Below are 26,492 nucleotides of genomic sequence, written 5' to 3'. Positions count from 1 at the left end.
GATCCCGGTCGCAGCCGGGAAAGGGGTTGCATGAGTGAATTGACGTCGTTTTGGGCGCATGCCCTGCATCAGCATTGGGGCCTTGCGGCGCGGTTGACGCGGCTGGATGGCGAATTTGATCTGAACTTTCTGGTCGAGGCCCGGAATGGCCAGGATTACGTTCTGAAAGTCATGCGGCCCGGTTGCGATCAGGGGTTGGTCGATCTGCAGATCAGCGCATTGGATCATATCTTGACGCAGGCCCCGGGACTGCCCCTGCCAAAAGTCATGCGCGATTTGAAAGGGGCGCAACTGGTCGAGATCGCTGACGAACACGGGCAACCTCGGCTGGTTTGGCTGCTGCAACGGCTACCGGGCACGTGCTACGCGAAAACGCCACGCAAGACGGACGCACTGATCCTGAAGCTTGGCCGGGTTCTCGGCGCAACCGGTCGCGTATTGGAGCAGTTTTCGCATCCGCATTTGCATCGCGGCGTGTTCAAATGGGATTTGACCCAAGCAGGCTGGGTGGGCCCGGAACTCCGGGTCATTGAAAACGCCGAACAGCGTAATCTGTTGGCGCAGATCGTATCGGACTATGAGCGCATTCAGGGGCGACTTGCGGCGTTGCCCAAACAGGCGATCCACAATGACGCAAATGACTACAACATTCTTGTCGAAGGCGCTTTGGATGAGCGTCAGAGCGTCTCGGGGCTGATCGATCTGGGGGATATGTGCGCAGCGCCGCGCGTTTGTGATCTGGCCATTGCCGCGGCGTATATTGTTCTGGATCATCCCAAGCCCGAACGCGCACTGGCCTGCCTTGTGCAAGGGTATCATGCTGCCAATCGCCTGACTGCGGACGAGGTCGATCTGATCTGGCCCTTGCTGCGGATGCGGTTGGCGGTCTCGGTTGTGAACTCGACACTGATGGCGCAAGACAACCCGGACGATCCCTATATCACCATCAGCCAGGCCCCGGCCTGGCGGTTTCTGGAAAACGGCGCGGTCAATGGTGGCCTGATGTCCGCGCGCTTGCGGGTGGCCTGCGGTCTGCCTGTGACGGAGGGGGCTGCGCGAATTCACAGCTATTTGTCAGCTCATCGCGGGCGGTTCGCCCAGATGTTTGATCAGGACCTGAGCGATGCACCGATGGGATCGCTGTCTGTGGAAAACTGTACCTGGCCGCAGAACCCGTTTCACATGCCGCTGACGGAGGCCGCGCGTGTAGGTGCAGAATTTGGGGAAGGTCTGTGGCTGGGGTATTACAACGAACCCCGGTTGATCTACGCTGAGCCGGGGTTCCGCAAAGGGCCTTGGAAGGCTTCGGACAGGCGCACGGTGCATTTGGCGGTGGACGTGTTTGCCCCGGCGGGAACGGTGCTGCACGCACCGATGAGCGGGCGGGTCGAAGCGATTGAAAATCGTGACGCGCATCTGGATTATGGCGGCGTCGTCATTTTGCATCATGAGACCCCGGAGGGTGATGCGTTCTATTCCCTTTATGGGCATCTTGACCCGGAAGTTTGCGACCGGCTGAAGCCCGGTGACCCCGTGGCTCAGGGTGCGGCTTTTGCGCGGCTTGGGAATGCATCGCAGAATGGCGGCTGGGCCCCACATGTGCACTTCCAGTTAGCTCTGACAACGGACGGCATGCAAAACGACTGGCCCGGTGTGGGCGACCCGGATGAGGTCGAGCTGTGGCAGGCGGTCTGCCCGAATCCGGCTGCGATGCTAAATCTGCCCGATGACAAAGTGTTCTATCGGCCCACGGATAAAGAGGCGATCCTGAAGGGAAGACAGGAGCACTTTGGTGGCAATCTGAGCCTGACCTATGACGATCCGGTCATGCTGGTGCGCGGGTGGAAACACCATCTGTTTGACGAATGGGGCCGCCCATATCTGGATGCCTATAACAATGTGCCACATGTCGGTCATGCACATCCGCGTATTCAGGCGGTCGCCGCCGAACAATTGAAAAGAATGAATTCGAACACGCGGTATCTGCATCCGGCGCAAACGGCATTTGCCGACAGGATTCTGTCGAAAATGCCGGATCACCTGCAGGTCTGTTTCTTCGTCAATTCCGGAACCGAAGCAAATGAACTGGCCTTGCGGCTGGCTCGAGCGCATACCGGGGCCAAGGGAATCGTGACCCCGGATCATGGCTATCACGGCAACACCAATGCGGCCGTTGCCATCTCGGCTTATAAGTTCAACAAACCCGGTGGAATCGGTCAGGCAGATTGGGTCGAACTTGTCGAAGTGGCGGATGACTACCGTGGATCGTTTCGGCGAGATGATCCCGAGCGCGCCACAAAATTCGCGAATTTTGTCGACCCGGCCATTGCCGCGCTGCAGGAAAAAGGCCACGGCGTCGCTGGATTCATTGCCGAGACCTTCCCCTCGGTCGGTGGGCAGATCATCCCTCCAAAAGGGTATCTGCCCGCAGTTTACGATAAGATTCGTGCAGCGGGCGGGGTCTGCATCGCCGATGAGGTACAAACAGGGCTTGGCCGATTGGGTCAGCACTATTTCGGTTTTGAACATCAGGGCGCGCTGCCTGACATTGTGGTTCTGGGAAAACCTATCGGCAACGGGCACCCGTTGGGCGTGCTGGTCACCACCAGGGAAATCGCGAAAAGCTTTGACAATGGGATCGAGTTCTTCTCGACCTTTGGCGGTTCGACCTTGTCCTGTCGCATCGGGAAAGAGGTTCTGGACATTGTTGATGACGAAGGACTGCAGGACAACGCAACGGTCATGGGCGCGCGGCTGATGGAAGGGCTGCGCAAGATCGAAGCCGATTTTGATTGCGTCGGTGATGTGCGGGGCATGGGTCTGTTCGTGGGGGTTGAACTTGTCAACCCGGACGGGTCCGAAGGCACTGAGATCTGCAGCTATGTCAAGAACCGTATGCGGGATCATCGCATTCTGATCGGAAGTGAGGGGCCAAAGGACAATATTCTGAAAATCCGGCCGCCTTTGACAATCGACGCCGAGGACATCGACATGATCTTGTGGGCGCTTGAGTCGGTATTGACAGAAGTCGGCGATTACGCGCCCGAGCACAACGGCGACCACGCACAACATACCCCTGGCTGCGGATGTTGCTGATTCACCAGAACCCCGACGCAAGAAACGCCGGGATTCTGGCTTTTACCGATTAGTGGAACACCAGGTTTGGGGTGTGGTGCCCAGTCGTCGGTATGGGAATGGCAGTTGTCATGCGGTGCAGCGTCAGGCCAAGTTCTTGTGAAAGCGAGGCAAGCGCGGGTGCAAAATCCGGCCGCACGATCAAAGTGGCCATCATCATCGCATCTTCCCGCGCACCCTCGGCCGCGGCAGCAATCATCTGGGCGAAACAGTTTTCGTCCGCTCCCAGACAGTTACAACGCATTCCGTGGCTGATAAGGGGACGCCGACCATGATGGGCACATAGCATACACAACCGCTCGAGCGTCAGCATCACGGCCTGACCCTGAGCAGAGCCGAAGGCGATGTCGAAATCCCGCGCTGCCTGTTCTCGTCCGCTGGCACCTGCGCTCCACATCCGCAGACACATGACAGCGGCTGCCTCGACCGGTCCAAGGTCTGCCAAATGGCCCACCGGCGCGCCGCCGCGGGCTGATGACGCACTCATTTCGTGAGGATCAATTTACCGGCGCGGGTGATGCGCAGAGTATACAGCTGATCGCCCAGCGCGATATGGGCCAGATTTCCGCCCTTAGTCAGGTCTTCGGCCTTGTGCGCGGGCAGCATGGAAACTGCGTAGCTGTCTGTGCGGGTCGGTGTCTGCATGTTCATCGGGTCATCTCCAGAACGTATTAGGCATATGGGCCGGTTTTCTTTTGATTTCATCGATCTGGCTGACCCTGAACAGGGGTGGCTGATTGGTCGTGAACAATAATCTGATAAAAACACTAAGATTTGTCAAGCCAGAGAAACCAGACCAATGGATTTAAGTATCAGTTGCGCCCAAATCCGCAGCATTTTAAGGCTTTGAGGTTGTTAACATGGAAGGAAACCGCCAGATGACCGCCGTTGTAGTTTTTGATCTGGACGGAACTCTGATCGACAGCCTCGCTGATCTTGCCGGTGCCGTGAATCGCATGCTCGCCGGCGAGGGGATGACCCCCCTGCCCCGCGAAACGGTGCAACACTTCGTAGGCAACGGCCTGCCCAAACTGGTCGAGCGCACAATCGTGCACTGTGGCTTGCCGATGGACAGGCACGAGGTCCTGACGCAAACCACATTGGCGCATTACAACGCATCTTCCAGTGAGAATACGGTCGTTTATCCCGGCGTTCCTGAAGCACTTTCGCAGTTGCGCGATATGGGGTGTGTGCTGGGTGTTTGCACAAACAAACCGGAAGACCCGGCACGGCATATCCTGACCGCTCTGAACCTGTCCGGGTACTTTGACTCTGTAATTGGCGGAGATTCATTGCAGACCCGAAAACCCGACCCCAATCACCTATTCGCCAGTTTTGACGCACTGCCTTCGGCGGGGCCACGCATTTTTGTGGGCGACAGCGAGGTGGATGCTGAAACCGCACACCGTGCGCAGGTGCCATTTCTTCTATTCACCCAGGGCTACCGAAAGTCCCCCATCGACCAGATTCCCCATACGGTCAGTTACGACGACAGCGCCCTGTTGCCCCGACTGGTGCAGGATATCGTTCGGCAGACCCAATGAGATCGAAGGCCCCTAAAAGGTTAGAGGGGCCGGCTGAGGGGGTAGAAGCCAGCCCCTCTTTCGGGGGAAATTAATGAAAGTGGTAGTGGCTCATTGGCCCATTCATTAACCAGAAGTTAACGAATCACGCCTGATCACGAAATTGGGGGTTTCCCGTAGTGGGTGGGTTTTTTGGTGTCATCGCGATCCTTGCGCGTCGATCTGCGATGACTCAGACGACCAGTTCAGCCGCAGCCCTGGCGATCACAAGCTCTTCATTGGTGGGGATCACCATTACCTGCACCTGGGATTCTCCGGTCGAGATCACGCGGGCATTTCCGGCATTGGCCTCAGCGTCCAAATCCAGGCCCAGCCATCCCATATCGCTGCAAATCTGTTCCCGCACCAGAACCGAGTTCTCTCCAATCCCTCCGGTAAAGACCAGCGCATCCAGACCGCCAAGAACAGCGGCCAGTGCACCTACCTCGCGTCGCGCACGAAACGTGAAATAAGCGATGGCCCGTTGCGCTGCGGGCGTGTTGGCTTGCTCCAGAGTACGCATGTCGTTGGACAGGCTCGACAGGCCCAACAAACCTGATTGCCGATACAGCAGATCCGAAATCTCGGACGGACCCATTCCTTTCTGATCCATCAGAAACAGCATCACACCCGGATCAAGCTGCCCGCACCGTGTACCCATTGGCAACCCATCCAGCGCCGAGAACCCCATGCTGGAACCGATGGATTGTCCCGCCTTCATTCCACACATGGACGCCCCGTTGCCCAGATGCGCCACCACCACGCGGCCACGATGCAGCGCGGGTTCGGTTTGCGCCAGATGACCAGCGATATAGTCATAGCTTAACCCGTGAAAGCCGTACCGCCGGACACCCATGTCGTAATACTCGGTCGGCAAAGCAAATGTATCGTTGACCCAGGGGTGATTGCGGTGAAACGCCGTGTCGAAACAAGCCACCTGAGCGGCATCGGGAAACCGCTTGATCGCGGCCATGGCTCCGGCAAGGTTATAAGGTTGATGCAAAGGTGCAAACGGCTCCAGTTGCCGAAGCGCAGACAGAGTTTCCGTTGTCAGAACCAATGGGCGGTCATTGTCAGGTCCACCATGTACGATCCGATGCCCGACCGCGCCGATCCGAGCGCCGGGAAAAGCGCTTTGCAGCAGGGACAGAACCCGGTCCAGCGCGTCGGTGTGGTCTCGGACCACATCCGAGACCTCATCCGTCAGAACAGTGTCATCGGCCATTCGCGCCTTGATACGCGCGTCAGAGCTGCCAATCCGCTCGACCAGGCCGGTGCAGACGGGTTCGGGGTCTGCGCCAATCGTTGAAAACAACCCGAACTTCAGCGAAGAAGACCCAGCGTTCAGGGTTATGATATGCGTCATCAAATCGTCCCGGACAAACGCGCCGCGTGCAGCGCCGCAACCGCGCATGAGGCCAAACGGGCCTTGTCATCATCCGCACGGCTGTTGAGAATGATCGGAACCTTTGCCCCAAGCACAACACCCGCGCCTTCTGCATGGGCAATATAGGTCAGCTGTTTGGCCAGCATATTGCCAGCGTCCAGATTGGGTACGACCAGAATATCCGCGCGCCCCGCCACTTCGGACACGATCCCCTTGGTGCGGGCCGCCGCCAGGCTGACTGCGTTGTCCATGGCCAGCGGGCCATCTACCAGCCCACCTTTGATCTGCCCGCGTTCGGCCATTTTCGACAACAGGGCTGCATCAATTGATGACCGGATCGAAGGGTTCACCGTTTCAACGGCCGACAACACACCCACTTTGGGCGCGCCGATCCCGATCGAGATCGCCACATCGATGGCGTTCTGGGTGATGTCGATCTTGGTCTCCAGGTCAGGCTCGATATTGATGGCGGCATCGGTCACCAGCAACGGGTGCGGCTGGCCCGGAACATCCATCACGAACACATGAGTAAACCGCCGCCCCGCGCGCAGACCCCGGTCGCGCCGCAAGGCTGCGCGCAACAGGTCATCCGTGTGCAAATGCCCTTTCATCAGCGCTTGCGCCCGGCCATCTGCCACCAGATCCACCGCCGTGTTGGCCGCATCGAAATGACCGCTGACCGGGATGATCTCGATGTCACCCAGTTCCATCCCGGTTTCCCGCGCAGCTGCGGCAATCTTGTCGGGATCACCGATCAGGATCGGGTCAATGATCGTTTCTTGTGCCGCCAGCAGCGCGCCGCCCAGCGAGTTCGGCTCTTCCGGCGCGACGACGGCTGTGGGCACCGCATCCAACGGGCGGGATCGTTCAAGCAATGCGTCGAAATGACGATGACGCTGGACAACGAGGCCGGGCAGCTCGATTTCCCGAAAGAACAGCTCTTTTTCCGGCGCGATCACCACCGCTTGCCCGGTCACGATAACCGCGCCATCACTGGGCCGTGTGACGCGGGTGTCCATAAGTACTTCGCGATCTTGGCGCTTTTCGATCACTTCGACCCGGGCCAACAATTCCTCGCCCGCATGGGCACGATTGCCGAATTCAAGATTCTGCGATTTGTAAAGCGTGCCAGCGCCGGGAAGAATGTTTCCCAGCACCGCCGAGATCAGAGCACCGATAAACAATGCCGGAGCGATCGCCTCATTCACGGAATCCCCGTCGCCGTCTTCGGTCGACAGGTGCAGCGGGTTGTGGTTGCCCGAGTTCGAGGCAAAGACGAAAAAGTCGTCCTCGGTACAAATCCGAGAAAGCTCGGCGCTGTCACCGATCTGCAGTTGGTCGTATGTTTTGTTGTGATAGCGCATGAATCTTCTCAGTTGGTGAGGGCCAGAGCGGGCTTCGCGCACATGGCACCGGATGTTCCGGACCGGCTGACGCGTGCCCGAGGTTTAGGGGCAATTGAGCGAAAAACCAATGCTGCAATCCTCTTTCGGTCCCGCCGGCGACGCGCGCTTGGGATTTCGCCGGAGCGTCAGTTTTGATCGGCGCAACGCGTCATCTGTGTATATCGTCGAGCCGAATACACCATTCCTTTTTGACGTGCGGATGACGAGCCGTCGCCTGCACAGTCCGCCTTCAGGGAGAGAACGTATCCGGCACGCCAAATGGCGGATGATCAACACCGGTGCCTGTGAGCGCATGCATGAAGGCAACAAGGTTATCGATTTCCTGATCCGACAGGCTGAGCGGTTGGATATCGATCTTGTCTAGCTGTCGCTGCAATTCGGGCTTGTCCTGCCAGACGATAAAATCCACCTTCTCCAGCCAGGGAACTTTTGGCAGACGCGCCATGTCCTGCGTCCAGCCGCTCAGGCTTTCGGTGGGGCTCAGATGATGTCGGATCATGCTTTCGAGATCAGGAAATGCGCCATTATGGCCATAAGGTGCGGTCAGCGCGACGTTGCGCAACATCGGCGTGCGGAAACGATAGGCATCCTCCAGCCGGTTGCTTTCCCCCATTCGACCCACGTCACGGACGTATGGGTCCCATTGCCGCGTGCGTCCGGGCCCGAACGGCGGCAGGGACAAGGCGTGAAAATCCTGATCCGACAGCAGTGACCCAGAATGGCAGGTGGAACATTGCGCCTTGCCATAGAACAGCTCCATCCCCTCTTTTTGCTCCGGCAACAGGGCATCCCCGTCTCCGGCCAGATACTGATCGAACGGGCTGTCGGTGCTGCGCCACTCGATTGCCATGAAAGCCGCCAGCGCGTTCGCGATCTGCGTGATGGTGATGTCTTCGGTGGTGTCGACCTCGGCAAAGGCGTCAACCATGGCGGGCCCGTATCGCGGATCGGTGCGGACACGCTTGGCCAGAATGGGCCAGCCCCGGTCGATCCGGTCATGCACCGCGCCCGTGACCTGATTTTCGCCGACATTCCCGGCCATTTCGAACTGCGAGGTCAGCGGGAACAACGCCTGCGCGGCCAGCAGCGAATTCAGCCCCTCGGGCAACCATTCCTGCGCGGGCGAGTTGAACCCGTTGCCGTAAACATCCGAGACGCTCAGGCGGCCATCGTGGAAAATCGTGTGGATTTCCTTGGCGCCAAGGTTCCACAACCCGGGCGAGTTCCGGGGGATGCGCTTGCGGATTCTGTCCTCTCCGACCCCTGGTGTGCGATCCGGCCCCAGCCCCTGCCCGCCTTCGCCGATGCCCAGCGACAGCCCGTCTGATGTGCCGAAATCCGGGTGATGGCAATGGGCGCAGGCGATGTTGTTGTTCCCCGACAGGATCGGATCGTAAAACAGTTGATGACCGATGGCGGCCTGTTCCCTATCAAAGGAGATGAAGTCATCATCGGTCAGCGCGCGCGGCACGTCCTGCGCCACCGCCGTACCGACCCAGAGGAGAGCCATCGCCCCATGCGCCAGCTTGTATTTGCCCTTTGCCTTTTTGCGACCCCGGCGTTGGCCGAGCTGGAAGAGGCGCGCGACCTTATGGAAGCCGGAGAGTTTGAGGCCGCGCGTCAGGAATTGCTGCCAGCCGCCCGGTCCGGCAATGCCGAGGCCGAAGAGCTGATCGGCGTGATGTACGGGTTGGGCCTTGGGGTTGAACAGGATTATGAGCGGGCGTTCGAATGGTATCTGCGCGCGTCGCTCAAAGGGCATCCCGGGGCGCAGTCCGGGGTGGGCTGGTATTATGAACTGGGCCTTGGCATGCCCGCGCCCGATCTGGTCCGGGCCTACATGTGGTACACGCTCAGCGCCATCGGTGGCGACCCTGACGCGGCGATCAGCCTTGAAGAGGTGGTCAAGAAGATGACGCCTGAAGAAATTGCAAGAGCTCATGTGCTGGTCAATGATTACCGCCCGTGGATGTATCCGTTCCGCTGATGCCTCAGGCCCGTAGCGGTTTGGCAAATCGCTTTGGTGCGTTGGTTTCGGGGTCAATGATCGGGCCCGAGGAGTATTGGCACACGAAAGCCCGCCTCGGATCGGTCGTCGAATTCGCGCCCGAGCTGTGAAGCGTCAGGCTTGAGAAGGCCACGATGGTGCCAGCCTTGCAGGTCATGGGCGTGCCTGTTTCGTCACCGAAATAGCCGTTCAGCTCATTGCTGCCTTCCTGCCATTCGTGGCGGTCCAGATCCGGCTGCGCATCTAGGTCGCGAGGCAGAATGTAGACACAGCCGTTCTGTTCGGTTGCATCGTCCACTGCGATCCAAACAGTAAGGTAAGGGACGTGGTCAAATCCGACATATGCGCCATCCTGATGCCACGCAAAACTCGCGCCTTTGCCCGCACCCTTGACCACGAATTGTTCATTGAACAGCATCGCGTCCTCAATCCCGCAGGCTCTGGTGATGTCGGCGATCTTGTCGCCCAGCAGGAAATCCTCCAACGGCGGAAAATCCGGATGCCGGTGCCGCAGAAAACGGCGCGCGTCACCGAGGCCGATCTTGTGCAAGTCTCCTCCGCCGTCGTGGGCGGGTTCCTCTAACAGTGTGTCGCAGGTGCCGCGAAGCATCTGCAGTTCATCGTCGCTCAGCGCATTTTCAAATACCAAGTAGCCTTGGCGACGGAATGCATCGGTCTGGTCGAGCATGTGAGCCTCATTGGCGCAGGGTTTGAATGTTGTAATGGGATTTTGGGTAAATCGCGCGCGGTGTGATCCGCGCGCGACGTCTTTTTGATTAAGCCGCCTTACTGTGTTTCGGCAGCGCGGGTGGCCGCAATTGACTCTTCCGCTTCGGTCACGGCTGCAACCAGCGCATCAAAGGCCGCTTCTCCGCCATCCACATTGGATTTGAACCAATCGTAAACCGGAGCGGCCGCTTCTTTGAACGCTGCTTTTTCTTCCGGTGTCGGCACATAAAGATCGCCACCTTCAGCCACGAACTCTTCATAGGCCTGAATCGACTTGCGCTTGGGCGACGCGAATGTCGCCTGCTGCAGCTGATAGAACCCGTCGACCACGACACTGCGCAGTTCCGGCGGCAGCGACAGGAACTTTTCGTTGTTCATGAACCACAGCGCGCCCATATACGCGTGCCCGTCCAGAGTGACATATTTCAGACCGGCATCGGGGAACTTCATGCTCATGATGTCGGTAATGCCGTTTTTGGAGCCCTCAACCACGCCGGTTTGGAACGAGGTGAACAGTTCAGGCCACGGGATCGGGGTCGGGGCCGCGCCAAGAGCCTTGACCAGCTCCTGCGGCAGGTCCGCGACCACGGTCCGGATCTTGAGCCCTTCCATATCGCCCGGGCTTTGGATGCGGCGCTGGGTGTTGGCAAAATTGCGCCATCCGCCGGTGTTCCCGATGGTCATCAGACGCAACGCGCCGCCCGAGTTTTCGGCGACCATCTCTTGCATCTTGGTGACAAAGGGCGATCCGTTGGCAAGCGCTGCCTCGGCCACCCGGTCATCCGACATCAGGTAAGGCAGATCAAGCACCTGAACAAAGGGGAAAATACCAGATGTCCCGCCCGAGGTCTGGATCACGATATCGATCTGACCTTCGGCCACACCCTGCAGACATTCCGCACCGTTTGAACACAGCTGCGTCCCGATGAATAGCTCCACCTCGATCGCGCCGTTCGACGCGGCCTCGACATAGTTCTTGAACACGATCAGACCATCATAGTCTTCGTCGTTCTCATTCGAGTTCGCGGTCGCGCGCAACGTAAAGTCGGCAGCCGTCGCCGCCAGGGCCGATACGGCCACAAGCGAGGTCGCCACCGCGGCGGTTTTCATAAATCTTCTGAGCATTCGTTTCCTCCCTGTGATACTCAGTTCAGTTTGCAAATCCCGTTATCCTCGGGATCGTCATGGATATTGCGGGGACATAGGTGATCAAAAAGATCACTATGATTTCGACAGCCAGGAACGGCAGGATCGCCTTGGCTATGGTTTCCACTTTCTCACGCGACACGGCGGCCGCCACGAACAGCACAAGCCCCATTGGTGGCGTCGCAAGGCCAACGGTCAGGTTGACGCTCATGATAATGGCGAAATGGATCGGGTCCACACCCAGGCTGGTGAAGATTGGCCCCAGGATCGGGCCCAGAATGATGATCGCGGGACCTGCATCCAGAAACATGCCGACAACGAACAGCAGCAGGTTGATCAGGAACAGCAGGATCAGCGGGTTTTCCGACAGACCGAGGATCAGCGCAGCCAGTTGTTCCGGCGCATGGCTGAGGCTGACCACCGTCTTGAACGCCATCGCCGCCCCCACCAGCAGCAGAACCACCGCCGAGGTCAGTCCCGCATTGCTGAGAATTTCCGGGACTTCCTTGAAAGTGAGCGTCCGCAGAACGAAAAATCCGATGATGAACGCATAGGCAACGGCGACCGCGGCCGCCTCGGTCGGCGTGAAGACACCACCCAGAATACCGCCCAGAATGATGACAGGGGTCAGCAGCGGGAAGAACGCCTTGAGGCTGGCCTGACGCCGCTCGCCCCATGTGTATTTGCGGCTGGCGACAGGGAAATCGTACTTGTCGGCCATGACCTTGATCATCAGCATCAACCCGACGCCCACCATCACGCCGGGCACGATGCCGGCAAGGAACAGGGCCGCCACGCTTTCGCCCATGACATAGGCATAGATGATCATGATGCCCGAGGGCGGAATGATCGGCCCGATTACCGAACTGGCCGCGGTGATCGCGGCGGCGAATTTGCGGGTATAGCCCTGTTTCTCCATCGCCGGGATCAGCATCGACCCCAGCGCCGAGGTATCCGCCACCGCCGAACCCGAAAGCCCCGCGAACAGGATGGAGCTCAGCACGTTCACATGCGCAAGGCCGCCCCGCAGGTGGCCCATCAGGGCCTGGCTGAACTCGACCAATCGAATGGTGATGCCGCCGCGGTTCATCAACTCTCCGGCCAGCATAAAGAAGGGGATTGCCATCAGCGGAAAGCTGTCCATGCCGTTATAGACATTGCGATAGAGCAGCGTGATGTCGTTGGTCTGGCCGTTCAGCCACAGCAGAATACCGGGCGCCGCCAGCAAGGCGAAAAAGACCGGCAGGCCGATCATCAGGAAAATTAGGAAAGTGGGCAGGAACCATATCAACATTTATTCAGCCCCCACCGGCGCATCCGCGATTTCAGGCAGCAGATCCCCACCGCCCATCAGGGTCACGATCGACCGCAGGATCAACTCGACATTGACCGAAATCAGCAGGACGACGCCGACAAGCAAAGACGCCATCATCCAGCTGCGCGGGATGCGAAACCATTCGTCGAAACCAAATGAGGTCGGCAGATACAGCGCGGCGGTTGCGAATTTTCCGCCAAAGCCGGTCACTTCGGACCAACCGATAGTCACCGCAACCAGCAAAACCGCCAGCGAAACGAATAGCAGGAACAGCATCAACACCTGCCCGATTGCCTTGGGCAACATCATCGGCACCATGTCTATGGCCACGAACCCGCCACGGCGAAACGCCGTCGGGGCCATAAGACCGGTCATCCACAACATGCAGAACCGGGCCGCTTCATCGGGCCATGGCAAAGCGTTGCCCAGAACATATCGAAAGAACACCTGAATCAGGATTGCGATCACCATCAATGCAATCGCAACGACGCCAACCGCGCGGCCAAAACGCAGCACGGTTTCGTTCACGAATGCAATCGGCGCTAACGCCGACGCCAGTCCGCCCATGCGGATCCTCCCTTGTTCAGCCGCAGGTTTGGCCCCGCGGTCGTCAAATCGCGCTTAGGGCTGCGCGAATTGGCCGAGTTTACCGGCGTAAAAGGTCAGCGCGTCTCCGTCCCACATGCTGGCCTTCAGAACTTTACCCACGACGATAACGTGATCGCCCGCATTGTGATACGCATGTTGTTCGCATTCGAACCGCGCAAGGCAGTCCGGCAGCAGCGGCGTGCCATTCACACAGCGCTCATGCTCGATCTCGCGCAAGGCATGAGCATTTTTCGAGCAGCCAAAACACAGCTCGGCCTGTTCGGCTGACAGGACATGCACGCTGAAATGGCTGGCTTTGTGGAAATACGGGAACCGGCGCGAGTTGCGATCACCGGCCCACATCACCAAAGGCGGGTCCAGCGACAGGGATGAGAAACTGTTGGCCGTAATGCAGATCGGCCCGTCTTCGCTGTCGCAAGTGACGATGGTAACGCCGGTGGCAAAGCGGCCAAAGGCGTCGCGCAAACGACGCGTGTCATCCTTGTGCGGGACGAATGTGTGCGGTGTCATCTTTGAAATGGCATTCATCATGGTACCTCTAGTCCCAGCGCCGCCTCATACAGGCGGAACCAGCTTTCGCGATCCAGATTGACTTTGAGCGCATCGGAAATGCGTTTGATCCGGTCCAGATTATTGGTGCCCAGAACCGGCAGGATGCCAGCCGGGTGCGCCATCAGAAACGCAATGGCGACAGCGGCGCGGTCAACGCCGAAATCCGCCGCAATCTCATCCGCCACGACACCGACTGGCGGGTTTCCCGCCATCAGCACGCCGCCACCCAGCGGCGACCACGCCATAACCGGATGTCCGTGCCGCTGGTGAAAGGCCAGATCGCCATTGGTGAAAGGGCTGATCTGGCCCAGCGACACTTCGATCTGGTTTGTCACCAGCCGGGTTTTCATGCCCGATTGCAGCAATTCCCAATCCCAGGGGCGGAAATTCGACACGCCCACCGCGCGGACCTTGCCACTGGCCACAACATCATCCAGCGTAGCACCGGTTTCGTGATGATCCATGAACGGATCGGGGCGATGCAGCAGCAGCAGATCGATATGGTCGATCGCCATTTCGGTCAGCGATGTCTCGACCGAGTTCAGGATATGCGCGCGTGACGTATCATAGTATTTGACCCTGGCATGCGCATAGCGCCCGCAAGGCGCGACGATATCGCATTTGGTCACGATCTCCATTTTCGTGCGCAATGCAGGGTTGGCCCGAAGGGCAGCGCCCAGCACGGCCTCGGCGTTGTAATCACCGTAGATGTCCGCCTGATCGAAGGTGGTGATGCCCTGATCCAGACAGGCGTGAATCTTTGCTTCGACATGTCCGGCCGACGTGTCGTGGTCATCGCCCAAGCGCCACATGCCATAGACAAGGCGGCTCAGGTCCAAAGTGTCGGAAAGCGCTACACGTTGCATCAGCGGCGCACCCCGTTGCCCAACGGTGTCGCCGGCACGTCAGCGGGGACTCGCCCGTAAGCCTGTGGCAGGGAACATGTTTTCAGGTTCGGCAGCACGCGCGCGCCGAAATGGCGGGCCTCATCGACATGCGGATAGCCCGAGAAGATGAAAGCGCGAATGCCCATCTTCTGGTATTCTTCAATCTTGCTCATGACCTGATCCGTGGAGCCGACGAGGGCTGCACCGCATCCTGACCGCGCCCGCCCGACACCGGTCCAAAGCCCGGGTTCGACATAGCCATACTCATCCGCCAGATCCCGGTTCTTGGACTGGTGCGCCACACCCAGCGAGGTGGCATCCAAAGCCCGCTCGCGAATGGCGCGGCCATATTCGTCGTCCAGTTTCGATACGATATAGTCCGCATATTCCTGCGCCTCGGCCTCGGTATCGCGGACGATCATGTGGACGCGTAGACCGTAATCCAGCGTGCGGTTGTAATTCTCGGCAACCGCATGGACCGCTTTCATCCGCTCGGCCAGTTGATCCTTGGTCTCGGGCCACATCAGATAGACGTCACAATGCTCGCCGCACAGCTCCAGTGCGGACGGCGAATAGCCTCCGAAATACAACAAGGGACCGCCAGTCTGATAAGGTTTGGCAGGATCTGTCGTCAGACCCGAGAAATTGTAGACCTCACCGAAATGATTGATCTCGTCCTGCGTCCATGCCTGTTTCAGAATCTCGACCACTTCGCGTGACCGCTGGTAACGATAGGCGCTTTCGGCTTTTTCGCCCGGGAAATCCGACGAAATGATATTCACCGTCAGCCTTCCTTTCAGCATGTGATCCAATGTCGCGATGGTGCGCGCCAGCATGATCGGCTGCATCTCGCCACAGCGCACGGCGGCCAAAAGGTTGATCTTGTCGGTGATCGGCGCACAGCCTGCCACAAAGCTCAGCGTGTCCTGACCGACCTGATAGGAAGAGGGGCAGAGGATGTTGCGAAAGCCCTGCGCCTCGGCCTCTTTCACGATGCCAGAACAATGGTCCCAGCTTGACCGCAAATCGCCATCGGGCACACCCAGAAACTGATAATCGTCCGAACACAGCGCCGCGAACCAAGACACTTCCGCCGCATCCAGATCGGGCGATGTGATGGGGACGATGGTCATTTGATTCGTTCTCCGTGCATCTTTTGACTTTCCTCTTGCGTAGCAAGCACATTGATGTAGATCAATAGTGTATCAATTATTTCTGCGACTCAGTGAAGCGCGCTCTGATGGCAACAACCCACCGCAATCCCAACGCCTTGCCGATCTATGTTCAGATCGCGGAACTTCTGATCCGCGACATCGCTGCCGGGCGTCTGATCGATGGCGAACGTTTGCCACCGGAAAGGGACATGGCGGCCAACCTGAATGTCTCGGTCGGGACCCTGCGAAAATCGCTGGCCGAGCTTGAGAAAAAAGGGATGCTGGAGCGCATTCAGGGCTCGGGAAACTACATTCGCGAGACCGGAACCCAGAACAGCGTCTATGCCATGTTTCGGCTGGAGCTGCCCGAAGGCGGGGGCCTGCCCCGCGCGGATATCCTGTCGGTCGACCAGTTGGGAAAGACCGCTGACCTGCCGCAATTTGGAGCGACACATCGCGGATCACGGGTGCGCCGCATGCGCTATCTGAATGACACAATCATCGCGGTCGAGGAAATCTGGCTGGACGAATCGGCCGGACAGATCAACCGGGCGCTGCTGTCCGACTCGCTGTACCGTTATTACCAGCAACAACTGGGCTTCTGGATCACGCGGGCCGAAGACAGGGTTTCGGTTGCCCGTCTGCCCGACTGGACCCCACCTGGCTTTACCAAACAGGCCGGTGAAACAGCCGGATTTATTGAACGGTTCAGCTGGTCGGAAAGGCCAGAGCCCGTCGAATTCTCAAGAACCTGGTTCGATCCGGATCGGGCCACCTACGTCCAACGTCTGAAGTAAAAGGAAACGCGCATGACCCGGACCATCAACTACGGGCTGATCGGATGCGGCATGATGGGGCAAGAGCACCTGCACAACATTGCCTTGCTGGAAGGAACCCATGTCGCAGCCATTGTCGAGCCAGATCCGGGTATGGCTGAAAAGGCCGCGCAGATTGCCCCGGATGCATTGATCGTTCCTGACATTCAGGCACTGCTGCGAGTTGAGGACCTGGATTGCATCGTCATTGCCAGCCCGAACCATCTGCATGTCCGCCAGGTGACGGAAATCGCAGCCACCCGCCCCTTGCCCTTGCTGGTCGAAAAACCGCTCTTCACCGATGCGGCTGACGCGGATCGCCTGGCAGAATTGGACAAGACCTACCCTCACCCGATCTGGGTTGCGATGGAATACCGCTATATGCCGCCCATCGCGGCGTTGATCGCCGAGGCACAAGACACGACCGGCGGTATCAAGATGCTGTCCATCCGCGAACATCGTTTTCCATTTCTTGAAAAGGTCGGCAACTGGAACCGGTTCAGCCGCAACACCGGCGGAACATTTGTCGAAAAGTGCTGCCATTTCTTCGATCTCATGCGTCTCATCCTGAATTCTGATCCGGTGCGGATCACCGCAATCGGCGATCAGTCGGTTAACCATCTGGACGAGACCTATGACGGAGAGACCCCCGACATTCTGGACAACGGCTATGTCATCGCCGAGTTCGCCTCGGGCGCGCGCGCCATGCTGGAGCTTTGCATGTTCGCCGAGGGCGCGCGGTATCAGGAAGAACTCAGCGCCATCGGACCCGATGCCAAGGTCGAAGCACTGATCCCCGGCCCCGGTCGGTTCTGGCCCGAACATCTGGGCACGCCCCCTGTGCCGCAACTGATCATCAGCCCGCGCGACCCCAAGGGCCCTGTGACCCGCGACATCCCCGTCGACCCCAAATTATTGGCGGCCGGCGATCACAATGGCTCGACCTATTTCCAGCATCAGGGTTTTCTGGATCTGGTGCGCGGTGAACGCTCCGCCCCTGACGTGTCTCTAAGCGATGGGGTATGGGCCGTCAGAATGGGACTGGCCGCGCAAGAGTCACTGCGACTTGGTCAAACGGTTGATCTTGGATGATGGGTGAACAGGCGATATGTCGCTTCAATCGCCTGCTCACAACTGGTTCCACGGATTAGCCTCGGAAATCGGGCGTCGTCTGCGCGCCATTTATCTTACGGAGAATTTCCCAGATCACATTCGGGCGGCAAAGCAGTCGATCATCCTTTGCGCGAAGAACCGAGTGTGTCTTGGCGATGCCTAGGGAACGGGCTTCTTGACAGCCAAGGCAGATCTTCGCAGCAGCTGGCCAAGATTCTGATTTCAAATGAATTTACCAAGTGGCGGACCGAGGAGGATTCGAACCCCCGACCCCTTGATTCGTAGTCAAGTACTCTATCCAGCTGAGCTATCGGTCCGCGTTGGTGAGGCGCTATGTAGACCCGGGGCCGGGTGCGTGCAAGCGGATTCTGCAAAAATAATTCAAAAAGTCCCGTCGCCTCTGGGAAGCCTTATTTCAAAGGTCGTACCCTTAGGGCCCGTGTCTTTCAGCAGCAGATCGCCGCCATGACCGCGCACCAGTTCCTGAGAAATCGCAAGGCCGAGGCCCGAGCCGCCTTTGCGGACACCGCCTTGAAACGGGGTAAACAGATTCTCGCGGGCCTTAGGAGGCAGGCCGGGGCCGGTGTCGCTGATCTCGATGCGCCAATCCGCCTCGTGCTCGACGGCCGAAACCGTGATCCTGCCCGGTTTGCCTGCGGCCACCAGCGCTTGTCGGGCATTGCGTACAAGGTTCATGATCACACGGAACAGTTGCTCGGGGTCGGCGCGGGCAACCAGATCCTCGGGCACGTCATTGATCAGCTCGACGCAAGCGTCGGCAACCGCGAGCTGCTCGCTGGCAACCACGTCTGATGCGACGTCGCGAACCGGAACCATCGTCAGGGTCGGCGCGGGTTCTTCGGCCCGCCCAAAAGCCAAAGTGCTTTCGCAAAGGGACACCGCGCGGGTGATCGAGTTGACCAGCTTTGGCGCCATACGGTTCACCAACGGGTCATTGCTGGCCTCAATCCGGTCCGTGAACAGCTGGGCCGAAGTCAGAATGTTACGCAGATCGTGGCTGACCTTGGCCACGGCCCCTCCCAACTGTGCCAAGCGCTCGCGTTGTTTCAAGGCCTGCGTCAGATCGGTCTGCAAGGTCTGCAGCGCCTCTTCGGCCTCGCGCAGTTCGGTCACTTTGGAATTGGGCGAGATGATGCCGCGGGCATCCTCGGGCGCGCTGGCATAGCGCTGCATATAGCCGACCACGCCCTTGATCGGCTTCACCAGAACGACCCGTACAGCCAGGAACAGGAAGAACGCGGTGATGATCGAAATGACAAAAGACAAAAACAGAATGCGCAGCCCGTAATCGGTCATCGCCGAGCGCAACGGATCACTGTCGGTCGTCACCTCGATCAACAAACCGGCCTCTTTCACCGGGGCACCGATGACGCGAATGATTTCATTTCCCGGCGTAAACAGACGAATCGTGGCGTCCCGGATCAGCACCCAGGGACTGGCATCCCGCAGGTCATAGGTTTTGGTGATCTGGTCGGGAATAGCCGAGGACAGCATCAGCTGACGCACCTCATCCCGGCGCAGAACCACATTGTAGACACCCGCATTGGCCAGCAATTCAGCCTCAAGATCATCGGCCAGCATGTCATCGGCCAGCAAAGCCAACGAGGCGATTTGCGCCCGTTCCAGCCTGTTCAGCAGGAAATCTTCGCGAAAGCGTGCAATCGACGGCACAAAGATCAAAACCTCGGCCAACATGACGAAGACCGTGGTCAGGATCAGAAATCGGCCCGAAAGCGAGTTCACTTTGCGCTCCTCCTCAGGTCAGGGCATCCAGCGCTGGACCAACCCGACCACTCGTTTAACTGTTTGATTCTCAAACAGCCTTGGCGAGAAATAGGCACCCGCCACGCGTTTGTTAAGCTCTCCGATCGTCGGATAGGGCGAAACCATTGCGGCGATCTGACCCATCTTCAGGTTATTGGCCAACGCCAGCGACCACAAGTTGATCAGTTCGCCCGCCTGGTGACCTACGATTGTAGCCCCGACAGGGCGGCCTTTTACGACCATGACCTTAATGAAGCCTTTCGTCTTACGCTCGGAAATTGCGCGATCATTGTGGTGATACTCAAACCGCGCGACTTCGACCCTGTCGCCATGCTGAGCACGCGCCTGCGCCTCGGTCAGTCCCACTTGCGCCAATTCGGGGTCGGTATAGGTCGCCCAGGGGATATGCGCGGTTTTCGCCTTGGACGGCAGGCCGAACAGGGCAGACCGGATGATGATCCCCGCGTGGTATCCGGCCACATGGGTGAATTGCAGCCCTCCGGCAACATCGCCGATGGCATAGACTTTGCGGTTTGTCGTCCGCAACGTGTCATCAACCTTGATACCGGTTCGCGTCGGCTCGATCCCGGCGGCCTCGAGGTTGAGCCGGTCGGTATTCGCCTTGCGCCCTGCTGCCAGCAGAAGATGCGAGCCAGAGTAAATCTGCCCCGTTTCCGTAACGACGTCGATCTTGCCGTCCGACCCGCGAATCTGGGCGACCATGGCCTGTTCGTGAATCTCGACCCCTTCGGCGCGAAGGATATCCAAAACGACTGCGGCGGCTTCGGGATCGTCTTTGCCCAGCGCCTGCAGACCTTCGATGACAGTGACCTTGCAGCCCAGCCGAATATGCGCCTGCGCCATTTCCATGCCAATCGGGCCACCGCCGATGATCAACAGATGGTCAGGTTTGTCGCGCAGGTCAAAAATCGTCTCGTTTGTATAATACGGCACCTGATCCAGACCGGGGATCGGTGGAACCAGCGGCGACGAACCGGTTGCAATCACGACACGGCGCGCGGTGATCAGAGTATCACCCGCCTGCACCTGCGTCGGAGAGACAAAGCTGCCGTATTCGCGGATCACCTTGACGCCGAACCCTTCGAACCGTTCCTGACTGTCCATCGGTTCGATCTGCGCGATGACATCATGCACATGGTCCTTGGCCGCGGCGTAGTCCACCTGAGGCATCACGTCCGCAATCCCCAGCGCCGAGGCGTGGGCCTGACCATACGCCGCCTTGCCGCTGGCGATCAGCGCCTTGGACGGCACGCACCCGAAGTTCAGGCAATCGCCGCCCATCTTGTGGCCTTCCAGCAGGATCACCTTTGCGCCCATCTGGCTGGCACCCGCCGCAACGGACAGCCCCCCTGACCCGGCGCCAATCACCAGGATATCGGTCTTGAGTTCTTGCATGAGGTCAGCCGTCCTTTCGGCCACGCAGAGTTTTGATCACAATGGGCAACGCGGCCAGCACACACAAGCCGATGATTGGCCCGATGACAAACGGCTCCCACAGGAGAGAGACATCCGGCGTCTCACCTCGGTCGAAAACACCGCCCAGACCAACACCTATCCAGGTATAGACGATGCCGCCGGGGATAATGCCCAGCGCGGTCGTGATCAGAAAATTGCGGAACCTTACACCCACAAGCGCAGGCACAAGATTTGCAACAAAGAACGGAACCACCGGAACAAGTCGCAACAGAAAGAGCACCGAGATCTCGTTCTCGCGCAGCCCGTCCTTGAGCTTTTTGACGGTGCCCTCCGAAGATTCGAGCCGCGCGGTTAGGGATTCGCCCAATCCCCAACGCGCCGCCAGAAAGATAGCCGACGCACCAATGGTGGCGGCAAAGACGTTGAACACAGTTCCGGCGAACAACCCGAACAAGAACCCGCCGGTCATTGAGGCCACGGCCGCACCAGGCAGCGAAAACGCAACGATCACGATATAGATCGCGACAAAGGCACCGACCATCGCCCAATAATTTGCGTCCCGCCATGCCAAAAGCGCTTCGCGGTTGTCCCGCAGCGTCTCAAATGTCAGGTAGTCGCCCAGTGTGAAAAATCCCAGCACGGCAACCGCAAGGATCACCATCAAAGGAATATGACGCGCAAGTCCGTTGCGCGGGGCCTGAGTTGCATCGCTCATGGGGCTGTCCGGTTTTGTGCGTTTCATCTGCACCCAACATGCGATGTCTGGCGGCGCGGCAACAGGGACCTCACGCCGCGTTGATGTTTACGGCAGGGAATGTGAGTGTCGGGGCCAGCAAAACGCTCATTTTGAAACTTTTTGACCTACGCGGTTACAGAATTGTTGCAAAAGCGGGCAAAACCCCCACCTAGGGGTTTGACTTACCCCCCGCCACCCAGTAGAGGACGGGCTTCGAATACTCGGGCCAGGCGAATCCGCGCCGCACCCCACCGCTATTGAATGGAGACGGAGCGATGAAACGCACCTATCAGCCTTCGAACCTGGTTCGCAAACGCCGCCACGGTTTCCGCGCGCGCATGGCTACCAAAGCCGGCCGCAAAATCCTGAACGCGCGCCGCGCACGTGGCCGCAAATCGCTGAGCGCGTAAACCGCTCGACCTTTCAGGTTATGAACATGACGCCGCCGGAGGCCCCTGAGGATGGTATAAACCAACCCGGGGAAATGCCCCCGGCGGCTTCTGTTTGCGCACCCAAAACATTGATTGTTCTTCGCAAGCGCTCGGATTTCCTGAAGGCAGCGCGCGCGCGCAGGCAGGGTACATCGTCGATGATGGTGCAGGCCCGCAAACGTGCTCCGACCGAAGCGGAGGGCATCCGCGTCGGTTTTACCTGCTCCAAGAAAGTTGGAAATGCAGTCGCGCGAAATCGGGCCAAACGACGTTTGCGCGAAGCGGCGCGGGCCGTGTTGCCTGTTTCGGGCCGCGATGGTTGGGATTATGTTCTGATCGGGCGTGCCGAGGCCACTGCAAACCGTACTTTCGACGCGTTGCTGGACGACCTGCGCTATGCCCTGCGCAAGGTGCATCAAGGCCGCTCATGACGTGGTTGTCGCATCTGTTCGCCCTGCCCGTGCGCGCCTACCGGCTGGTGTTCAGTCCCTGGGTGGGATTCAACTGCCGGTATCAGCCAACCTGCTCGGCTTATGCGCTGGAAGCGCTGGAAAAGCATGGGGCCATCAAAGGCGCATGGCTGGCCGCCCGGCGAATCGGTCGGTGCCATCCCTGGGGCGGCGACGGGTATGATCCTGTGCCGGACTCAAAGCCAGAACACTAAGCCGCGCCGGAATTCATGACCCCAAAGGTCAGCCCGGCTTCAACGACAGGTTTCCCCGCGTCGTAATCCCTCTGGTCGGGATTTCCTCTCGATCCAGTTTGCCGGAAATGGTGTGGAACACATCCTCCAGAAACATCGGATCGTCGAAATAGAACGTGTGGCCCGCGTTTATGCCGTCGTCAAAGCCGCCTTCCTTGAACCGCGCGCCGCAATAGACATTGGCCGCCTTGCTGTGCAGCGGTCTGTTCATCCCATTGCGCCCCACGCGCGGTGCTACCCCGATGCGCTTGACTGCCGAGATCGACAGCACATCATCCATCGTGTTGTAGTAATTCGTCAGCCGCACGCAGTGCCGGTACAGCGACGAGGATTTTGAACTGTCTGGATCCAGCGATGCAACCGAAAGATCCGCGGCAACCAGCATCACCTGACTGACCGACCAGCTTTTGCTGGCAATCCGGGCGCGATCATCAGCGTCGTCAAATGCTTCTCTGACCACGTAGCTGCCCATGGAATGCGCCAGAACGTGCAGATCAATCCGACAATCCGGCTTTTGCATCTCAGAGAACATCGCAACACCGTCCTTGACCAGACGAAAGGCCGATTGTTTTGCGTCCATGCGATCTTCCAGATAATTCAGCGCGGAATCGGCGCTGGGCCAGTCAAAACTGACAACCACGCCGCGAAATCCATGGGCTTCAAGCCCCGCTTTGATCTTACGGTGCCGTACCAGAACCTCGGCCTGCGAATTATTGAACCCATGCACATAGAACACGATATCACCTTCGGTGTTCGGGTTGGGTGCGCCGCCCTGCGCGGCAATCATAACCTTTTCACGCCACTCCCGTTTCGTGATCTTATGCGACAATTCCATATCAGGCGCGTTTTCCGGGATTTCCAGAAAATGGCTGGCCGCCGGTTCGTTCGAAAACCCATTTCCGCTTTTGCCGCGGGCAACAAAGGCATAGTCCATAATAAGCTCCTTGATGAATGGCGATGTTTTAACACAGCTTCCCGATGCTCCAAAATCCGCCAATCACGCTTGCCCGTAGGTGCCGACCGCTGTAACCACGGCCCATGTTTGACGACGCTGATGATATTCACCCGCTCTTTGCGGGCGCCCCTTCGACCACCGAGTTCAAGAAGCTGCGCAAACGCATCGTGCGCCAGACCCGCGAAGCCATCGAACAATACGGGATGGTCGATCCGTCTGCCCATGACAAAGACGCCAAGCCGCCGCGATGGCTGGTTTGTCTGTCCGGGGGCAAGGACAGCTATACTCTGCTGGCTGTGTTGCATGAGTTGAAATGGCGTGGGCTGCTGCCCGTCGATCTGCTGGCCTGCAATCTGGACCAGGGTCAGCCTGGGTTTCCCGCAACCGTGCTGCCGGAATTTCTGGAACGTATGCAGGTCCCGCATCGCATTGAATATCAGGACACCTATTCGATCGTTGTCGACAAGGTTCCGCAAGGCCGGACCTATTGCGCGCTCTGTTCGCGCTTGCGTCGAGGCAATTTGTACCGGATTGCCCGCGAAGAGGGCTGCAGCGCCGTGGTTCTGGGCCATCATCGTGATGACATTCTGGAAACCTTCTTCATGAACCTCTTCCACGGGGGTCGGCTGGCAACCATGCCACCAAAACTGGTGAATGAAGAAGGCGATCTGTTCGTATTCCGCCCGCTGGCGCATGTGGCCGAGGCCGATTGCGAGAAATTCGCCAAGGCGATGAATTATCCGATCATTCCCTGCGATCTGTGCGGCAGCCAGGATGGCTTGCAGCGGCAACAGGTCAAGCAAATCCTTGACCAGTGGGAAAAGAACGCGCCCGGGCGGCGACAGGTGATGTTCCGGGCTTTGACCAACGCCCGGCCCTCGCATCTGCTTGACCCGAAACTATTCGATTTTGCCAACCTGGCGATAAGTCCGAGTCAAATAGACGAAAATTCGGAAGAAATTCCACGGCTGCGTTAACGACTGACTCAGAATGCTGACCTACGGTTGACCCGAGCGATCCCCGCCCAAGTCAAAGGCCGTCGGAACCCATGCGGAAACCAATCTCTGTCGCAGGTATTGTGAACACATCGCGCGTCGTCCTGTCAGGACCGCAGGCCTTGGCATTTGTGCCTGCGATCTGTCTGGGCGCCTTTTGGCTGGGGGGCGAGGTCGCGTTGTTGGGCACGGCATTGGGATTGCCACTGGCGGCAGCGATCACGGGCCTTTGGGCCGGGCGATCTTATACCGCCACAAGTTCGGGCATTGGCCCCAGTGGACAGGTCCCCAACGACGTGTTCGAAGCCGAATTGCAGGGTCTGCAAACCGCGGCGCAGCATAAGGGCGAAGACGCCGCCTGTGTTGCCGTAGCGCTGGATGATTACGCGGAAGTTATGGACCTTCATGGCCACGCCGCCGCCAATCATCTGACAGTACAATTCGGCGAGCGCATTCTTTCGATCATCCGCAACCAGGACCTGTTTACCCAGATCGGACGGAACAAATTCCTGATCGGCCTGGCCCCGTCGCCCAATCTGGACCTTGAGGCCTGTATCCAGATGGCTGGCCGCATCCACAGCGTAATTGAAGAGCCTGTCATGGTGAACGGCACCAGTGTCTACCTCACGTGCTGCGTCGGATTTTGTCAAAAGTCGCTCTTGCCTGACACCGAGGCTGCAGAATGGATTGATGCGGCAACAGCGGCTTTGTGCGAAGCGCAACGAAGCGGGCCCTCCACCATTCGCGCGTATTCCTCTGACACACGGCGCAGATCAATGGTGCGCGTCAACCTGCGCAAGGAATTTGAAACCGCACTGGACAACGGCCAGATCCGGCCTTGGTTTCAACCCCAAATCTCGACCGATACTGGCGACATCACCGGTTTCGAAGCATTGGCCCGGTGGGAACATCCGACCAAGGGTGTGCTTGCGCCCGGTGTGTTTCTTCCCTTTGCTGAACAGGCGGAATTGATGGACCGGCTGGGTCAGGCCATGCGTCACCACGCGTTCGAGGCAATGTGCGCCTGGGATGCCGCCGGGCAACGCGTGCCTCGGATTGGCGTGAACTTTTCGTCCAACGAATTGCGAAATCCCGGCCTGATCGACCGGCTGAAATGGGAACTGGATCAATTCGATCTGACCCCGGACAGGTTGGCGGTTGAAATCCTCGAGACGGTATTCTCGCGCGGGCCCGAGGATGTCATAACGCGAAACGTCACCGGCTTGGCCAGTTTGGGCAGTTGTATTGATCTGGATGATTTTGGCACCGGACATGCTTCGATTGCTTCCATCAAGCGTTTCAATGTGTCCCGCCTGAAGATCGATCGTACATTTGTTGCTAAATCGGATCAGGACCCCGGCCAGCAGCAACTGGTTAGCGCAATTCTGACTATGGCGGAAAGACTGAATCTGGAAACTCTGGCCGAAGGGGTGGAATCCCCGGGCGAGCATGCATTGATGGCGCAATTGGGGTGTAACCACGTCCAGGGCTTCGGCATCGGTAAACCCATGCCGTTTGACAAAACGCAGGACTGGATCGCCGCGCATCGCAACAATATCAAGAATGCGCCGAAAATCGGGCGAAAAACCGGATAAATACACTAAATCCGCCATTCGATCATCATGTCCTGGT

The 26,492-nt window shown here is 58.7% G+C and carries 26 protein-coding genes and 1 tRNA gene; 10 read left to right on the top strand and 17 right to left on the bottom strand.

Going from position 1 to position 26,492, the window contains the following annotated elements; genetic code table 11:
* The first annotated feature begins 30 nt into the window (after positions 1 to 30).
* On the top strand, positions 31 to 3,096 hold the full coding sequence (locus ACR0K4_RS03085; RefSeq protein ID WP_480852771.1) for an aminotransferase class III-fold pyridoxal phosphate-dependent enzyme: 3,066 nt from the start codon (positions 31 to 33) through the stop codon (positions 3,094 to 3,096).
* A gap of 49 nt (positions 3,097 to 3,145) precedes the next feature.
* Here ACR0K4_RS03085 and ACR0K4_RS03080 read toward each other — a convergent pair whose 3' ends face one another.
* Both ACR0K4_RS03080 and hemP read right to left on the bottom strand, forming a co-directional pair.
* A complete protein-coding gene (locus ACR0K4_RS03080; protein ID WP_480852770.1) occupies positions 3,146 to 3,622 on the bottom strand; it encodes a hypothetical protein in 477 nt (158 codons plus the stop codon).
* Positions 3,619 to 3,786: a hemin uptake protein HemP gene (hemP, locus tag ACR0K4_RS03075; RefSeq protein WP_480852769.1), complete on the bottom strand. Its 168-nt coding sequence runs from the start codon at positions 3,784 to 3,786 to the stop codon at positions 3,619 to 3,621. Before hemP ends, ACR0K4_RS03080 begins: the two co-directional genes overlap by 4 nt.
* Before the next feature lie 227 nt (positions 3,787 to 4,013).
* Between hemP and gph the strand changes: the two genes are divergently transcribed.
* Positions 4,014 to 4,679, top strand: a complete 666-nt coding sequence (gene gph, locus ACR0K4_RS03070) for a phosphoglycolate phosphatase (RefSeq protein ID WP_480852768.1) — start codon at positions 4,014 to 4,016, stop codon at positions 4,677 to 4,679.
* 211 nt (positions 4,680 to 4,890) lie between these two features.
* Here gph and ACR0K4_RS03065 read toward each other — a convergent pair whose 3' ends face one another.
* The 3 genes from ACR0K4_RS03065 to ACR0K4_RS03055 all read right to left on the bottom strand — a co-directional run bounded on the left by ACR0K4_RS03065 (position 4,891) and on the right by ACR0K4_RS03055 (position 9,000).
* Complete coding sequence (locus tag ACR0K4_RS03065) at positions 4,891 to 6,063, bottom strand: acetate/propionate family kinase (protein WP_480852767.1); 1,173 nt, start codon at positions 6,061 to 6,063, stop codon at positions 4,891 to 4,893.
* Complete coding sequence (locus ACR0K4_RS03060; RefSeq protein WP_480852765.1) at positions 6,063 to 7,448, bottom strand: bifunctional enoyl-CoA hydratase/phosphate acetyltransferase; 1,386 nt, start codon at positions 7,446 to 7,448, stop codon at positions 6,063 to 6,065. The genes ACR0K4_RS03065 and ACR0K4_RS03060 overlap by 1 nt, the downstream gene beginning before the upstream one ends.
* Positions 7,449 to 7,719: 271 nt before the next feature.
* Complete coding sequence (locus ACR0K4_RS03055; RefSeq protein WP_480852764.1) at positions 7,720 to 9,000, bottom strand: cytochrome-c peroxidase; 1,281 nt, start codon at positions 8,998 to 9,000, stop codon at positions 7,720 to 7,722.
* A 6-nt stretch (positions 9,001 to 9,006) separates the two neighbouring features.
* On the opposite strand from ACR0K4_RS03055, the gene ACR0K4_RS03050 reads away from it, so the two are divergent.
* The gene (locus tag ACR0K4_RS03050) at positions 9,007 to 9,477 is read left to right on the top strand and encodes a tetratricopeptide repeat protein (protein ID WP_480521602.1); all 471 of its coding nucleotides are present in this window, start codon (positions 9,007 to 9,009) and stop codon (positions 9,475 to 9,477) included.
* A 4-nt stretch (positions 9,478 to 9,481) separates the two neighbouring features.
* Here ACR0K4_RS03050 and ACR0K4_RS03045 read toward each other — a convergent pair whose 3' ends face one another.
* The 7 genes from ACR0K4_RS03045 to ACR0K4_RS03015 all read right to left on the bottom strand — a co-directional run bounded on the left by ACR0K4_RS03045 (position 9,482) and on the right by ACR0K4_RS03015 (position 15,869).
* Positions 9,482 to 10,186 carry a phytanoyl-CoA dioxygenase family protein gene (locus tag ACR0K4_RS03045; RefSeq protein ID WP_480852763.1) on the bottom strand — a complete coding sequence of 235 codons (705 nt, stop codon included), beginning with the start codon at positions 10,184 to 10,186 and terminating at the stop codon, positions 9,482 to 9,484.
* Between the two features lie 98 nt (positions 10,187 to 10,284).
* Positions 10,285 to 11,352 (bottom strand): TRAP transporter substrate-binding protein DctP, encoded by a 1,068-nt coding sequence (gene dctP, locus ACR0K4_RS03040; RefSeq protein WP_480852762.1) that lies wholly within the window; start codon positions 11,350 to 11,352, stop codon positions 10,285 to 10,287.
* Between the two features lie 25 nt (positions 11,353 to 11,377).
* Positions 11,378 to 12,667, bottom strand: coding sequence for a TRAP transporter large permease (locus ACR0K4_RS03035; protein ID WP_480852761.1), 1,290 nt, complete (start codon positions 12,665 to 12,667; stop codon positions 11,378 to 11,380).
* The gene (locus tag ACR0K4_RS03030) at positions 12,668 to 13,255 is read right to left on the bottom strand and encodes a TRAP transporter small permease (protein ID WP_480852760.1); all 588 of its coding nucleotides are present in this window, start codon (positions 13,253 to 13,255) and stop codon (positions 12,668 to 12,670) included.
* A 54-nt stretch (positions 13,256 to 13,309) separates the two neighbouring features.
* On the bottom strand, positions 13,310 to 13,825 hold the full coding sequence (locus ACR0K4_RS03025) for a flavin reductase family protein (protein WP_480521651.1): 516 nt from the start codon (positions 13,823 to 13,825) through the stop codon (positions 13,310 to 13,312).
* Positions 13,825 to 14,715 (bottom strand): aldo/keto reductase, encoded by an 891-nt coding sequence (locus tag ACR0K4_RS03020; RefSeq protein WP_480852759.1) that lies wholly within the window; start codon positions 14,713 to 14,715, stop codon positions 13,825 to 13,827. Before ACR0K4_RS03020 ends, ACR0K4_RS03025 begins: the two co-directional genes overlap by 1 nt.
* Positions 14,715 to 15,869, bottom strand: a complete 1,155-nt coding sequence (locus ACR0K4_RS03015; protein WP_480852757.1) for an LLM class flavin-dependent oxidoreductase — start codon at positions 15,867 to 15,869, stop codon at positions 14,715 to 14,717. Before ACR0K4_RS03015 ends, ACR0K4_RS03020 begins: the two co-directional genes overlap by 1 nt.
* 107 nt (positions 15,870 to 15,976) lie before the next feature.
* Between ACR0K4_RS03015 and ACR0K4_RS03010 the strand changes: the two genes are divergently transcribed.
* On the top strand, positions 15,977 to 16,687 hold the full coding sequence (locus tag ACR0K4_RS03010) for a GntR family transcriptional regulator (RefSeq protein WP_480852755.1): 711 nt from the start codon (positions 15,977 to 15,979) through the stop codon (positions 16,685 to 16,687).
* A 12-nt stretch (positions 16,688 to 16,699) separates the two neighbouring features.
* Positions 16,700 to 17,797, top strand: coding sequence for a Gfo/Idh/MocA family protein (locus ACR0K4_RS03005; RefSeq protein ID WP_480852754.1), 1,098 nt, complete (start codon positions 16,700 to 16,702; stop codon positions 17,795 to 17,797).
* A 261-nt stretch (positions 17,798 to 18,058) separates the two neighbouring features.
* On the opposite strand, the gene ACR0K4_RS03000 is transcribed toward ACR0K4_RS03005, so the two are convergent.
* The 4 genes from ACR0K4_RS03000 to ACR0K4_RS02985 all read right to left on the bottom strand — a co-directional run bounded on the left by ACR0K4_RS03000 (position 18,059) and on the right by ACR0K4_RS02985 (position 21,755).
* Positions 18,059 to 18,135, bottom strand: a tRNA-Arg gene (locus ACR0K4_RS03000).
* Between the two features lie 64 nt (positions 18,136 to 18,199).
* Positions 18,200 to 19,582 carry a sensor histidine kinase gene (locus ACR0K4_RS02995; protein ID WP_480852752.1) on the bottom strand — a complete coding sequence of 461 codons (1,383 nt, stop codon included), beginning with the start codon at positions 19,580 to 19,582 and terminating at the stop codon, positions 18,200 to 18,202.
* A gap of 18 nt (positions 19,583 to 19,600) precedes the next feature.
* Positions 19,601 to 21,019, bottom strand: a complete 1,419-nt coding sequence (locus ACR0K4_RS02990; protein WP_480852750.1) for a dihydrolipoyl dehydrogenase family protein — start codon at positions 21,017 to 21,019, stop codon at positions 19,601 to 19,603.
* A gap of 4 nt (positions 21,020 to 21,023) precedes the next feature.
* A complete protein-coding gene (locus tag ACR0K4_RS02985; protein ID WP_480521613.1) occupies positions 21,024 to 21,755 on the bottom strand; it encodes a TVP38/TMEM64 family protein in 732 nt (243 codons plus the stop codon).
* A 296-nt stretch (positions 21,756 to 22,051) separates the two neighbouring features.
* Here ACR0K4_RS02985 and rpmH point away from each other — a divergent pair, with 296 nt between their 5' ends.
* The 3 genes from rpmH to yidD are packed head-to-tail and all read left to right on the top strand — an operon-like array spanning position 22,052 to position 22,871.
* Complete coding sequence (rpmH, locus tag ACR0K4_RS02980) at positions 22,052 to 22,186, top strand: 50S ribosomal protein L34 (protein ID WP_005980833.1); 135 nt, start codon at positions 22,052 to 22,054, stop codon at positions 22,184 to 22,186.
* Between the two features lie 26 nt (positions 22,187 to 22,212).
* Entirely contained in the window at positions 22,213 to 22,638 is a 426-nt protein-coding gene (rnpA, locus tag ACR0K4_RS02975) for a ribonuclease P protein component (protein ID WP_480852748.1), read from the top strand.
* On the top strand, positions 22,635 to 22,871 hold the full coding sequence (gene yidD, locus ACR0K4_RS02970; RefSeq protein WP_480852746.1) for a membrane protein insertion efficiency factor YidD: 237 nt from the start codon (positions 22,635 to 22,637) through the stop codon (positions 22,869 to 22,871). The genes rnpA and yidD overlap by 4 nt, the downstream gene beginning before the upstream one ends.
* Positions 22,872 to 22,899: 28 nt before the next feature.
* On the opposite strand, the gene ACR0K4_RS02965 is transcribed toward yidD, so the two are convergent.
* The gene (locus ACR0K4_RS02965; RefSeq protein WP_480852744.1) at positions 22,900 to 23,844 is read right to left on the bottom strand and encodes an alpha/beta hydrolase; all 945 of its coding nucleotides are present in this window, start codon (positions 23,842 to 23,844) and stop codon (positions 22,900 to 22,902) included.
* Positions 23,845 to 23,948: 104 nt separating this feature from the next.
* Here ACR0K4_RS02965 and ttcA point away from each other — a divergent pair, with 104 nt between their 5' ends.
* Both ttcA and ACR0K4_RS02955 read left to right on the top strand, forming a co-directional pair.
* On the top strand, positions 23,949 to 24,842 hold the full coding sequence (gene ttcA, locus ACR0K4_RS02960) for a tRNA 2-thiocytidine(32) synthetase TtcA (protein ID WP_480852743.1): 894 nt from the start codon (positions 23,949 to 23,951) through the stop codon (positions 24,840 to 24,842).
* A 71-nt stretch (positions 24,843 to 24,913) separates the two neighbouring features.
* On the top strand, positions 24,914 to 26,455 hold the full coding sequence (locus ACR0K4_RS02955) for a putative bifunctional diguanylate cyclase/phosphodiesterase (RefSeq protein ID WP_480852741.1): 1,542 nt from the start codon (positions 24,914 to 24,916) through the stop codon (positions 26,453 to 26,455).
* Positions 26,456 to 26,492: the final 37 nt, after the last annotated feature.

The organism is Ruegeria sp. K11 (genome assembly GCF_056531905.1).
Note: the sequence above shows the minus strand (reverse complement) of the source record. Positions and strands in the feature narration are given on the sequence as shown.

Excerpts from the sequence above, each read along its gene's own strand:
- ACR0K4_RS03085 (WP_480852771.1), top strand. The coding sequence starts at position 31 with ATGAGTGAATTGACGTCGTTTTGGGCGCATGCCCTGCATCAGCATTGG.
- ACR0K4_RS03080 (WP_480852770.1), bottom strand. The coding sequence starts at position 3,622 with ATGAGTGCGTCATCAGCCCGCGGCGGCGCGCCGGTGGGCCATTTGGCA.
- hemP (WP_480852769.1), bottom strand. The coding sequence starts at position 3,786 with ATGAACATGCAGACACCGACCCGCACAGACAGCTACGCAGTTTCCATG.
- gph (WP_480852768.1), top strand. The coding sequence starts at position 4,014 with ATGACCGCCGTTGTAGTTTTTGATCTGGACGGAACTCTGATCGACAGC.
- ACR0K4_RS03065 (WP_480852767.1), bottom strand. The coding sequence starts at position 6,063 with ATGACGCATATCATAACCCTGAACGCTGGGTCTTCTTCGCTGAAGTTC.
- ACR0K4_RS03060 (WP_480852765.1), bottom strand. The coding sequence starts at position 7,448 with ATGCGCTATCACAACAAAACATACGACCAACTGCAGATCGGTGACAGC.
- ACR0K4_RS03055 (WP_480852764.1), bottom strand. The coding sequence starts at position 9,000 with ATGGCTCTCCTCTGGGTCGGTACGGCGGTGGCGCAGGACGTGCCGCGC.
- ACR0K4_RS03050 (WP_480521602.1), top strand. The coding sequence starts at position 9,007 with ATGCGCCAGCTTGTATTTGCCCTTTGCCTTTTTGCGACCCCGGCGTTG.
- ACR0K4_RS03045 (WP_480852763.1), bottom strand. The coding sequence starts at position 10,186 with ATGCTCGACCAGACCGATGCATTCCGTCGCCAAGGCTACTTGGTATTT.
- dctP (WP_480852762.1), bottom strand. The coding sequence starts at position 11,352 with ATGCTCAGAAGATTTATGAAAACCGCCGCGGTGGCGACCTCGCTTGTG.
- ACR0K4_RS03035 (WP_480852761.1), bottom strand. The coding sequence starts at position 12,667 with ATGTTGATATGGTTCCTGCCCACTTTCCTAATTTTCCTGATGATCGGC.
- ACR0K4_RS03030 (WP_480852760.1), bottom strand. The coding sequence starts at position 13,255 with ATGGGCGGACTGGCGTCGGCGTTAGCGCCGATTGCATTCGTGAACGAA.
- ACR0K4_RS03025 (WP_480521651.1), bottom strand. The coding sequence starts at position 13,825 with ATGAATGCCATTTCAAAGATGACACCGCACACATTCGTCCCGCACAAG.
- ACR0K4_RS03020 (WP_480852759.1), bottom strand. The coding sequence starts at position 14,715 with ATGCAACGTGTAGCGCTTTCCGACACTTTGGACCTGAGCCGCCTTGTC.
- ACR0K4_RS03015 (WP_480852757.1), bottom strand. The coding sequence starts at position 15,869 with ATGACCATCGTCCCCATCACATCGCCCGATCTGGATGCGGCGGAAGTG.
- ACR0K4_RS03010 (WP_480852755.1), top strand. The coding sequence starts at position 15,977 with ATGGCAACAACCCACCGCAATCCCAACGCCTTGCCGATCTATGTTCAG.
- ACR0K4_RS03005 (WP_480852754.1), top strand. The coding sequence starts at position 16,700 with ATGACCCGGACCATCAACTACGGGCTGATCGGATGCGGCATGATGGGG.
- ACR0K4_RS02990 (WP_480852750.1), bottom strand. The coding sequence starts at position 21,019 with ATGCAAGAACTCAAGACCGATATCCTGGTGATTGGCGCCGGGTCAGGG.
- ACR0K4_RS02985 (WP_480521613.1), bottom strand. The coding sequence starts at position 21,755 with ATGAGCGATGCAACTCAGGCCCCGCGCAACGGACTTGCGCGTCATATT.
- rpmH (WP_005980833.1), top strand. The coding sequence starts at position 22,052 with ATGAAACGCACCTATCAGCCTTCGAACCTGGTTCGCAAACGCCGCCAC.
- rnpA (WP_480852748.1), top strand. The coding sequence starts at position 22,213 with ATGACGCCGCCGGAGGCCCCTGAGGATGGTATAAACCAACCCGGGGAA.
- yidD (WP_480852746.1), top strand. The coding sequence starts at position 22,635 with ATGACGTGGTTGTCGCATCTGTTCGCCCTGCCCGTGCGCGCCTACCGG.
- ACR0K4_RS02965 (WP_480852744.1), bottom strand. The coding sequence starts at position 23,844 with ATGGACTATGCCTTTGTTGCCCGCGGCAAAAGCGGAAATGGGTTTTCG.
- ttcA (WP_480852743.1), top strand. The coding sequence starts at position 23,949 with ATGTTTGACGACGCTGATGATATTCACCCGCTCTTTGCGGGCGCCCCT.
- ACR0K4_RS02955 (WP_480852741.1), top strand. The coding sequence starts at position 24,914 with ATGCGGAAACCAATCTCTGTCGCAGGTATTGTGAACACATCGCGCGTC.